This is a genomic window from Thalassovita mediterranea, from assembly GCA_019448215.1.
Classification (GTDB): Bacteria; Pseudomonadota; Alphaproteobacteria; order Caulobacterales; family Hyphomonadaceae; genus Henriciella.
This window is the reverse complement of sequence record CP080408.1, coordinates 2,161,170-2,171,932: the sequence shown is the minus strand read 5'-3', so window position 1 is coordinate 2,171,932 and position 10,763 is coordinate 2,161,170. Positions and strand designations below refer to the sequence as shown.

Genomic DNA, 10,763 nt, shown 5'->3' with positions numbered 1-10,763 from the left:
TGTTGGCGCATTAGGTCTCTTGTTCGATTGGATATAGATCGACAGGTTACAGACAAGAGGTCAGCGAGCCGCAGGACTGTCATGATGAAAACTCTGCTTCGGATACCGGCAGTTGCTGCCTGCGCGCTCTCCCTCTCAGCGTGCCTGACCGTCGGGCCTGAATATGATCCGCCAGAGACAGAAGTCTATCAGGATAGTTGGGTCGCTGGAGATTCCGATGTGCTCGCGCCCGGCCAGCTGCCCCGGTCCGACTGGTGGACGGCGTTCAATGACGAACTGTTGACGGCACTGATCGAGGACGCAAAGGCTCGCAATCCAAGCATCGAGGAGGCGGCTGCGAATGTCGCCAATGCGCAGGCGGCCCTGGGCGCTGCGCGCTCTGCCGCCTTGCCAATGGGTGCCCTCAACGCGTCGGTGGTACGCCAGAAGCAGTCAGCCGCGAGCCTTGGCGCCAACGTACCTTTCGAGTTTGAAGCGCAAACTCTGTACTCTGCGGGCGCAGAACTCAGCTGGCAGGCTGATCTGTTCGGACGCACGGCGAACGGCATTGCGCAGGCCGAAGCGGCGCTCGGCGGGCGCGAGGCAATTGCAGCCGATGCGGCGCGCGCGATCCTGGCTGAAACAGCGCGCACCTATCTCACCCTTCGCGAGCTCGATGCCCGCATTTCAGTGAATGAGAGGAATGTCGAACGCCAGGAGGATGTGCTTGGCCTGACTGTTCGCCTGCGTGAAGCGGGTGAAGTGGCCGATATCGATGTCGAGCGCCAGACCAATCTGGTGCAGACGACCAAGGCGGCGGTCAGCGCGCTGAAAGCGGCCCGCGCGCAGACCGTAACTGGGCTCGCACGCCTCACCGGTTACACCCTTCCTGATTTCTATGAGACGTATCCAGCGCTCCAGCCGGGCGGCACCGACGCACTTGAGCCGGTGGAGGCTTTCGGCCCGGTCGAGATCGGCCAGCCGAAGGAGCTTCTTCGCCGCCGGCCCGATATCCGCGCGGCCGAGCGCCAGCTTGCTGCTGCGACCTACAGGGTCGGTATTGAAACGGCTGACCTCTATCCAAGCCTGACACTCTCCGGGCAGGCAAACTACCAGGCTGGCGAGCCCAGCGAGCTCTTCAGCGCCGATGCGCTGGGCTATAATTTCGGTCCGCGGCTGAGCTGGGGCATCTTCAACCTGCCGCTGACCCGTGCACAGATTGAGCAGGCGGAAGCGGATGTCGAAGCGGCTCGGGCCAATTTCGAAGGCACAGTGCTCGACGCGCTGACAGAGGCGGACGCCGCGCTGCTAGGCTATAATTACGCCGTGGAGGAAACAGCCTTCAGGTCTGGCGCTCTCGAGGCAGCCACGCGCGCCCGCGACCTGATTGAAATCCGGTACCGCGAAGGCGCCGAGAGCCTGCTGAGCCTGATCGATGCCCAGCGCCAGACCTTGTCAGCTGAGGACGGAGAACTTCAGGCCCGCTACGAAGCGCTCCGCCGCCGCGTCGGGATATACGCCGCCTTCGGAGGCTGACGCCGCGTCCGGTGTTTTCGGACGGCCAACTCAGTGTAAGAGTGGCCGAAACATAAAACACAGGGCGGAACATGTACTACGAGGAACTCAAGCGGGCCAAAAGCGAACTCACCGGCCCAGGCGGCGACTTTGAAATCGTCGAGCAGGAAATTCTCGGCAACCGGATCCGGGCCTGGAAGACCGCTCCGCCCAGCGTGCGTGAAGTCTGGCTCTCGACGCTTGAATTCGCTGACCGCGACTATCTGATCTATCACGACGAAAAGCTGACCTATGGCGAGACGCACGCGCTCTCCAACTCGGTCGCGAACTGGCTGTTCAAGCAGGGCGTGAAGCCCGGCGACCGCGTCGCGATCTCCATGCGCAATTTCCCCGAATGGATGATTATCTACTGGGCCTGCTGCGCGGTCGGCATCACCGTCGTGGGCATGAATGCCTGGTGGACCGCTGAGGAGATGGCCTACGCGCTGAAGGACTCCGATCCGGCCGTGCTTTTCCTCGACGAGGAACGCCTCGCCCGCGTGCGCCAGAAGCCGGACATGGTACAGGGCGCCAAACTGGTCGGCGTGCGCCTTGATGAGGTGCCCGAAGATGTCATCGACTGGAAAGACGTTATCGCGACCGGCGGCGACCTTCCTGATGTCACCGTCGACCCGGACAGCGACGCCTGCATCTTCTACACGTCCGGCACCACCGGGTTTCCGAAGGGCGCCCAACTTACCCATCGCGGCTGCGTGTCGAACCTCTACAATATGCTCTATGCGCGCGCCTCATCTGCGCTGGCGGTGATGTATGCGACGGGCGAGGTGCCGCCTGATCCACCACCTGTTCCGGTGACGCTGATCAATACGCCCCTCTTCCACGTGACGGCCAATAATTGCGCCGCCTATGCGGTGACCGCGGCGGGCGGGAAGATGGTGCTGATGTATAAATGGGAAGCGGGCGAAGCGCTGCGGCTGATCGAGAAGCATCGCATTATGACGGTCAGCGGCGTTCCCGTCATGGCACGTGAGCTGATCAACCATCCAGATTTCGACAAGACCGATACGTCCAGCCTCCTCGCGCTTGGTGGCGGCGGGGCGCAGGTGCCGCCGGACCTCGTGCTTGCCATTGAGGAGAAGGTCGCCACGGCCCGCCCGAATACGGGCTATGGCATGACCGAAACCTGCGGGATCATTACCTCCATCGCCGCAGACTTCTATGTTGACAGGCCAGATAGCGCAGGCCCGGCCATGCCGAGCTATGAGGCCAAATGCGTCGACCCTGATGGCAATGAAGTCCCGACCGGTGAGCGCGGTGAGCTCTGGGTGCGCGGCTCATCCGTCATCAAGGGGTATATCAACCGCCCTGAAGCGACGGCGGAGACCATCACGGATGGTGGATGGCTTCACACTGGCGACATCGCCAAGATGGATGAGGATGGCTTCATCTATATCGTGGACCGCAAGAAGGACATGGTCCTGCGCGGCGGCGAAAACATCTACTGCGCTGAGGTCGAAGCGGCCCTTTATCGCCACAATGACGTTGCCGAATGTTCTGTCTTCGGCATCCCCGATGAGCGCCTTGGCGAAGAAGTTGGCGCAGCCATCGTTGCAAAGCCCGGCAAGCAGGTCACCGAAGACGCGATCCGCGAGCATTGCGCCGCGATCATGGCGAAGCACAAGGTGCCTCGTTACATCTGGATCCTTGATGAGCCCCTGCCCCGCAATGCCAGCGGCAAGTTCCTCAAGCGCGAGCTACGCGACAGGCTGAGCGCCAATATCTAGACCTGCAGGGTGACGCCGGGCCGAAAGGTCCGGCGAGCCTATTCGTGACCAATATAGCCCAGCGTCGAGGCGCGCTGGATGGCGCGGGCCTTTCCGGCCACGCCAAGCTTGGTCGCGCTATTGGTGATGTGGAACCGCACCGTTGGCACTGAAATGTCCATGATTGTGGCTATTTCTGCATCCGTCTTGCCAGCAGCCGCCCATTTCAGGCACTGGATTTCACGGCGCGTGAGATAGACCGCAGGCCCCTGCGGCCCCAGATCGCGCGCATCGTGATAGGTGGCAACGAACCGCAGGGCGAGCGCGTGCAGGTAGTCTGCCTGCTGGGCGAAGGCTTCGGTGATGTCGATCGCCTGATCAGAAGCCCAGACAACGGCACCGATCGCGCCACCGGGAAGATGGACCGGGCAGATAATCGCCGCACCGATGTTTGCCGCTGCGTACTGGTCCGGGTCCGTAGCTGCAACGAGCGCATCATTTGGCCGCCAGCTCATGACCTTCCCACCGGAATAGAAGAAGGGCTCAGCGCAGGTGCGCGTCGCATGAACCAGAGTTGAGCGCAGGGCAAACATCCGATCTTTCCAGTATTCGAGCTTGGGATCGATCCAGTGAAAGATTGTCTCGGCAAAGGGGCGGCCTTCGGCATCGCACATGGGCTCTGGGCTGGAGATATCTGCACTCACAGCATTGAAGGGCAATCCTATGCGCTTGCCAGCATCAGCGACTTCGCGGGCAAGGGACAGCAAAGCATCTTCGAGCGACCGGGAGGACAATGCGTTGGACATGATCTGACCTATTATTAGTATTAGCTTGTTCTTGACCGCGCTATTCTGCAACCCTGCCGCTAAGACATGTCGACACCGATCATCAGAAAAAGGGCGCAGGGATGAAGTTAGCACTCGAAAAGAAGCATGAACTGTTTCGTGAGGAAGTCCGCAGCTTCCTCGCAGAAAACCTGCCACCGGAACTTGCGAAAGCAGGACGTCTGACCACGAGTGCCTTCAGCGAGCCCGAACATAACCTGCCCTGGCTCAAAATCCTGAATGAAAAGGGCTGGGCTGCGCCGCATTGGCCGGAAGAGTATGGCGGCCCGGGCTGGGACGAGATGCAGAAATACATCTTCGCGTCGGAGTGCGCGAAGGCTGGCACGCCGTCTCTCTCGCCCATGGGGCTGCAGATGGTTGGCCCCTGCATCATGGGCTACGGCACTGAGGAGCAGAAAGCCTATTACCTGCCGCGCATCCTGAATGGTGAAGACTATTGGTGTCAGGGCTATTCAGAGCCCGGCTCTGGCTCTGACCTTGCCAGCCTCCAGATGCGCGCGGTGTCCGACGGCGACGACTATATTCTGAATGGCTCCAAGATCTGGACGACGCAGGCCCATCACGCGAACAAGATGTTCTGTCTCGTACGCACGTCGACCGAAGGAAAGCCGCAGCAAGGCATCACATTCCTCCTGCTCGACATGAAGACGCCAGGCATCCGTGTCGAACCAATCATCACCATGGCCGGCGAGCATGAAGTGAACCAGGTTTTCTTCGACGATGTCCGCGTGCCGAAATCAGGCCGCCTTGGAGAAGAGAATGACGGCTGGACCGTCGCCAAATATCTGCTCGAATTTGAGCGCGGAGGCGGGTCCTCCGCAGGCATTGAGGCAGCATTGGAGCGGGTTCGCGTCATGGCGCATGCAGAGGCAGGCCATGATGGCAAGCCGCTGGCGAGCGATCCTGCCTTCAAGCGTCGCTTCTCTGACACAAGGATCGCGCTTGAAGCCATTACCGTCACAGAGCAACGCGTTGCGTCTGCTCTCGCGGGTGGCCAGAATCCCGGTGCAGCCTCATCCATGCTCAAGACTGCGCGCACCGAAGTGATGCAAAAGGTCGATACGCTCGGGATTGAAGCGGCAGGCCTTTACGGAAATGTCGACCAGATGGCTGCGCGCCAACCCGGCTCCAACGTCGAACCCGTCGGCCCGGACTACAGCTTGACCGCAATGCCCCGCTATCTCAACAACCGCGCGGCTACGATCTATGGCGGCTCGAACGAGGTTCAGCGGAACGTGATGGCGAAGCTGCTCCTGGGCCTCTAGCAATTGTTGCAGAATTGCATCCCCTGTCAGTTTCAATAGCTTGTTTGGGAATGACTCTGAGGCGACCCTCCCCGGGCATAACAACCGGTCAAAAGCCGGAATCCCAGGGAGGAAAATTTGATCCAACGAGTCACACTACGCCACACCCTCATCTCGAGCACGGCTATCGCGCTTGCAGCAGGCCTGTCGCCGGCTTTTGCGCAGGACACCTCGAGCGACGAGACGGTCACCACCACGCAGCAGGAACCTGAAGAGGCCCAGCGTCGCCTCACTTCGATCCAGGTGACCGCCCAGCGCCGCGAGGAGTCCGTTCTCGACGTGCCAATGTCGATCCAGGCTTTCGGTGAAGACCAGATCGAAGACCTCCGCGTCGATAGCGTCGATGACCTTCAATCAGTCATCCCGAGCTTCTCGGTCTCGCAATCCTATCAGGGCGTGCCGACCTACACGCTTCGCGGCATCGGCTTCAACACGATCAACGTCTCGGCGACGTCCACGGTCGGTACCTATGTCGACGAAGTCGCCTATCCGTTCCCGTTCATGAACTCAGGCCCGGTGTTCGACGTGAACCGCGTCGAAGTCCTGAAAGGCCCGCAAGGCACCCTCTTTGGCCGCAACACCACGGCCGGCCTGATCAACGTTGTCACCAACAAGCCATCTGACGAGCACGAACTGTTCCTGGTCGCCGATGTCGGCAATTATGATACCTTCAACTATGAAGGCATGATCAACGTGCCGATCGCTGATACGCTGCAGTTCCGCCTCGCGGCCCGTCAGGAGACCAGCGACGAAGGCTGGCAGCGCTCCGATACCCGTCCAAACGAAGACCGCGGCAAGGTCGACAAGCTCGGCTTCCGTGCGGCCATCGCCTGGCAGCCGACCAGCAATATCGATGTTGACCTGTCATGGAATGGCTGGACCAACCAGTCTGACACCATTGGTGGTCAGGCCATCGGTCTTACGCCGGCAACCAACCCGTTCAGCCCGTTCGCTGGTGGCGGTGCGGGTGCGAACGCCCCCGGCGTCGTCAACTATGTGCTGAACAACAATCCGACCGAGGCTGAGCAAGCCGACTGGGCCCCGTACACGGCCCGCGCAGATACCGAATTTGGTATCACCGGCTTCCGCGGACCGCTTGAAGAAGACTCGACCTTCAATGCCTACAAGCTTGGCGTCGACTGGGGTCTTGATAACGGCATGCGGGTCGTGTCGCTGACCGGCTACAACCAGCTTGAACGCGAAGCGCTTCTGGACTGGTCGGGTGCGCCTGCCGCGATCCTTCTTCAGGACATCAATGCTGAGATTGATTCCTTCAGCCAGGAACTTCGTCTTGAAGGCTCAACCGGCATCGCTGACTGGATGGTCGGTGCCTACTACTCCAAGGACGAGATCACCGACGCCAACCAGACACTGCTGCGCGACAACGCAAACAGCAACTTCATCAGTGCTGTCGCGACGGGCCTTGCCTATGACACTGCCAATACGCTCGCCCTTCTTAACGGCGTGCCAGTTGGCGCCCTGCCGCCAGCCCTCGTCGCGCAGACACAGGCCTTCATCAACGCAATCAACGTCGATCCGGAAACCGGCCTGCCATACACGCCGAATGAACTTCTCGGTTCCTTCCAGAAGTATCAGGACATCGGTGAGTTCGAGTCGACCAGCGCAAGCATCTTTGCGAATGCCAACTGGCGTCTGACCCCAGAATGGGAGCTCATCACAGGCGTTCGGTATACCGAAGACGAGCAGGATTATGTCGGTTGCTCGGCGGACATTGATGGCTCGATGCAGCCGAACGTGAACGTCTTCAACCGCTTCTTCTTCGTGAACTTCTATCCGAACGTGAACGTGCCACCGGCTCCGGTTCTGGAGAATGGCTGTAACACCTATAGCGATGTGAACAACGCGTTCGGCCCTGTGGTGTCGAATGTGAAGGAAGACAACGTCTCTTGGCGCGTTGTGGCGAACTACACGCCAGAGCGCTTCCAGGACCTCCTCCTCTTTGCGTCCGTGTCGAAAGGCTACAAGTCGGCTGCAACTCCGGTGAACGCTGCATCGAAGGCAGAGCAGAACTTCCCGGCGACGCAGGAAAGCCTGCTTGCCTATGAAGTCGGCATGAAAGCTGGTCTTCTCGACGGCCGCATGCAGGCAAACGCTGCCCTGTTCTACTATGACTACACCGACAAGCAGGGTGCACAGTTCTTCCCGGATCCGATCTACACGGCGCTCTCGCAGCTCCAGAACGCTCCGGAAGCTGAAGCCTACGGCCTCGACGCTGAAATCACCTGGCTGCTGACGGACAATCTGACGGCAATCGGTGGTCTGACCCTGCTCAACACCGAGTATGGCAGCTTCGACACGTTCGACTTTGCTGGACGGCCGACCAATGTTCAGGGCGATCCGTTCCTGTACAGCCCGGAAACGGCAGCAAGCCTGACCTTCCTCTATGATCGTCCGCTGAATGAGAGCCTCGGCTTCTCCGCTGCACTCAACGGCCGCTGGCAGAGCGACTCCACGGCTGGCGACCCGGACAACCCGCTGTACGACATCGACTCCTACGGCCTGCTCAACGGGTCGGTCGCGCTCTATTCACTGAACAGCGGCTGGGAAGTCTCGCTCTGGGGCAAGAACCTCACCGACGAGTATTACTGGCAGCAGATCACCTCGAACGCGAACGTGATCATGCGCTTTGCTGGCAAGCCGCGGACCTATGGTGCGAGCCTGTCCTACCGGTTCTAGGCCCAAAGGGTCTTTTGCCCGACCAAAACAGAAAGTGCCGGCCTCGTGGGGTCGGCGCTTTTTTATTGGCTGAGAGAAAAGGTACGCTCTGCGCGGCCTTGCGCCGATCCACAGCTTCCAGACTAGTGCTTGGTTTTCTCGATAATCTCGTCTGCGCGCACACGCATCGTCATGCTCGCACGGATGGAGTCGCTCATCTCGGACGCGGCTTCCTCAATCGCGTCGGCCTCACACGCATTGGCGAGCAGCACGAGCGCCTCGCTCAGAAGCATCATGGATGTCGCCCGCTCACGTTCAGAGCTTGGCAGGTCCACCCGGTGATCTTCAATGTTCAGCAGAACGGTATCACCGTCCATAATACAGAGTTTCATGAAACTCTCCCCTTCCCCCCACGCACGCTAATCAGCGGTTTGACGGCTTGTCCAGCCCTCTTCAACCGTCGCGCGAATCCATGCGTATGCGGAAGGCCTCAGGAGGCGATGCTGGCCTTCATGGCACGCGCCGCATCATCGCGGTAATAGCGCGCAGCAAGAATCAGACAGATCACGCTTGCGGCGTTGAAGCCAAGGATCACCTTCAGGGCATCCGCCAGCGGGCTCGCATGACCGGCCGCCGCGAAATAGTCGCTGATCGTGCCCGCGATGAGCGGTCCCCCGCCGATGCCGATAAGGGTCAGGCAGAACAGGGTGAAAGCGGCGCCAACCGAGCGCATCCGGACCCGCACCAGCTCCTGCGTCGCTGTATAGGCGATGGAGGCGTAGATGAGACCGACAAAGCTCGGAACGATGTTCCAGATATAGGCCATCTCAACGGTCCGCGCGCTCAGGAACATCCAGGCAAATGGTAGCGCGACAGCGCTGGTCGCGGCGATGATCCATGGACGCCAGCGCAAATCCTTTGTCGAGAGCCGGTCACACGTCGCGCCAAGGATCATGGCCCCTGCCCCGCCGACACCGCCGATGAGCAGCCCGAGCGGCAAGGAGACATCCTGTGGCTGCAGATCGAATGTGCGCTGCAGATAGCTGGAGGTAAACGCGACGAAGGCGTTAGCCGAGATACAGATGAGAAGACAGCCAAGCAGGATGAGCATGTAGCTGCGCTGGCTCAGCATGAACTTCATGGTCTCGCCGAAGCCCGGCGCGTCCTCAGTCGGCTGGCTCGCGTCAGAAAAACCGCGCACCGGCTCCTTCACCGTGAAGCGGACCAGCAGGGCGAGGACAAGCCCCGGAATACCGGCGGCAAAGAAAGCCGCGCGCCATCCGAAATGGGCGTAAACATAAGCGCCCAGAATGTAGCCGATCATGATCCCGAAGCCGATCCCGCAGGTGTAGACACCAAGCGCAAAGGCCCGCTGCTGGGGCGGATAGAGGTCTGCAATCATGCTGGTCGCGGGCGGCGTGCCACCGGACTCGCCAATGCCCACGCCCATACGGGCAAGAAAGAGATGCCAGAAGTTTTGCGCAAAGCCCGACAGCGCCGTCATACCGGACCAGATGGTGAGCGCGAGCGCGATGATATTGCGCCGGTTACCGCGATCCGCCCACATGGCCACCGGAATACCCAGCGTGGCGTATAGCGCTGCGAAAGCGAGGCCCGTCAGCCAGCCAATCTGCCCATCGGAAAAACCAAACTCCGCCTTGATCGGCTCGATGACGGTGATGAGGATCTGCCGGTCAACATGGTTGAACGTGTAGACAAGGGTCAGGACAGCAAGCACCCAGGCGCGCCCGGGGACTGAACTGGTGCTCGGGGCGGCGGCTTGCTGGCTCATCACTTGGTCTCCAGGCGCTGAAGGAATGTCGAAATGGCGCTGATGGTGGCGGGCTCATCAAGCAGAGGTGCATGGCCGCGATCCGGAATGGTCACTAGCTCGCTGGCTGGATGCCGGCGCGCCATCCGTTTGGCGGTCGATGTCGTCAGGATGTCGGACGTCTCGCCGCGCAGGATCAGAATCGGCACCGATTTCAGTGACCCAAACAGACGCCACATCGCAAATCTGGTCATAAGCCCGGCCTTCGCTTCGCCGAGCGAGCGCGTGATTTCGGGGTCATAGTCTGCACGCACAGAGCCATCTGGCTCCTCGCGCCATGTCCTCTTTGCGAATGCCATCCAGTCATCATCGCCAAAGCCCGGAAAGGCGTCGGCCTGCGCGGCTTTCACTTTCTCGGCCGCCGCTTGCCATGTCGGGGCAGGCTTGGGGTCCTTCGAATAGGCGGCGATCCGCGCAAGGCCAGCCGGGTTCACCACGGGGCCGACATCGTTGAGGACCATTCCACTGATCCGCTCCGGCGCGACCCTCCCCATGATCATGGCCATGAGGCCGCCCATGGAGGTTCCGATCAACGCCATGCGGGAGAGCTGAAGCTGGTCAGCGAGCGCGAACATGTCCTGTGCATAGACTTGCGGCGAGTACGTTTCAGGCTTGGTCGACCAATCCGACTGGCCACGCCCCCGAACATCGACCGCGATAAAACGGTACTGAGGTCCAAGCCGCTCAATCATCGGCTCGAAATCCTTATGGTTCCGCGTCAGCCCGTGCATGCAGATCACGCTGAGCGAGGCATCCTCCGGACCGTAGGATTTCGCGAACAGGTCGAGACCGTCGGCGGACTTGTAGTGAATATCGCTCAAGGCACGTCCCTACCGTAAAAAACAGGGTG

General features: G+C 60.5%; 8 protein-coding genes. 4 read left to right on the top strand and 4 right to left on the bottom strand.

Translation table 11 applies throughout. The features are described from left to right. Window positions 1–81 precede the first annotated feature (81 nt). Window positions 82–1,515 carry an efflux transporter outer membrane subunit gene (locus tag KUV46_10760; GenBank protein ID QYI99823.1) on the top strand — a complete coding sequence of 478 codons (1,434 nt, stop codon included), beginning with the start codon at window positions 82–84 and terminating at the stop codon, window positions 1,513–1,515. 71 nt (window positions 1,516–1,586) lie between these two features. Continuing rightward, entirely contained in the window at window positions 1,587–3,278 is a 1,692-nt protein-coding gene (locus KUV46_10755; protein ID QYI99822.1) for an acyl--CoA ligase, read from the top strand. Between the two features lie 38 nt (window positions 3,279–3,316). On the opposite strand, the gene KUV46_10750 is transcribed toward KUV46_10755, so the two are convergent. Next, the gene (locus tag KUV46_10750; protein QYI99821.1) at window positions 3,317–4,063 is read right to left on the bottom strand and encodes a helix-turn-helix transcriptional regulator; all 747 of its coding nucleotides are present in this window, start codon (window positions 4,061–4,063) and stop codon (window positions 3,317–3,319) included. Window positions 4,064–4,164: 101 nt separating this feature from the next. Here KUV46_10750 and KUV46_10745 point away from each other — a divergent pair, with 101 nt between their 5' ends. Then, window positions 4,165–5,367, top strand: a complete 1,203-nt coding sequence (locus tag KUV46_10745; GenBank protein QYI99820.1) for an acyl-CoA dehydrogenase family protein — start codon at window positions 4,165–4,167, stop codon at window positions 5,365–5,367. Between the two features lie 117 nt (window positions 5,368–5,484). Continuing rightward, window positions 5,485–8,103, top strand: coding sequence for a TonB-dependent receptor (locus KUV46_10740; protein ID QYI99819.1), 2,619 nt, complete (start codon window positions 5,485–5,487; stop codon window positions 8,101–8,103). Window positions 8,104–8,225: 122 nt separating this feature from the next. Here KUV46_10740 and KUV46_10735 read toward each other — a convergent pair whose 3' ends face one another. From KUV46_10735 to KUV46_10725, 3 genes are all read right to left on the bottom strand, one after another. After that, on the bottom strand, window positions 8,226–8,474 hold the full coding sequence (locus KUV46_10735; GenBank protein ID QYI99818.1) for a hypothetical protein: 249 nt from the start codon (window positions 8,472–8,474) through the stop codon (window positions 8,226–8,228). Window positions 8,475–8,572: 98 nt separating this feature from the next. Next, window positions 8,573–9,874, bottom strand: a complete 1,302-nt coding sequence (locus KUV46_10730; protein QYI99817.1) for an MFS transporter — start codon at window positions 9,872–9,874, stop codon at window positions 8,573–8,575. After that, a complete protein-coding gene (locus tag KUV46_10725) occupies window positions 9,874–10,734 on the bottom strand; it encodes an alpha/beta hydrolase (GenBank protein QYI99816.1) in 861 nt (286 codons plus the stop codon). Before KUV46_10725 ends, KUV46_10730 begins: the two co-directional genes overlap by 1 nt. Window positions 10,735–10,763 lie beyond the last annotated feature (29 nt).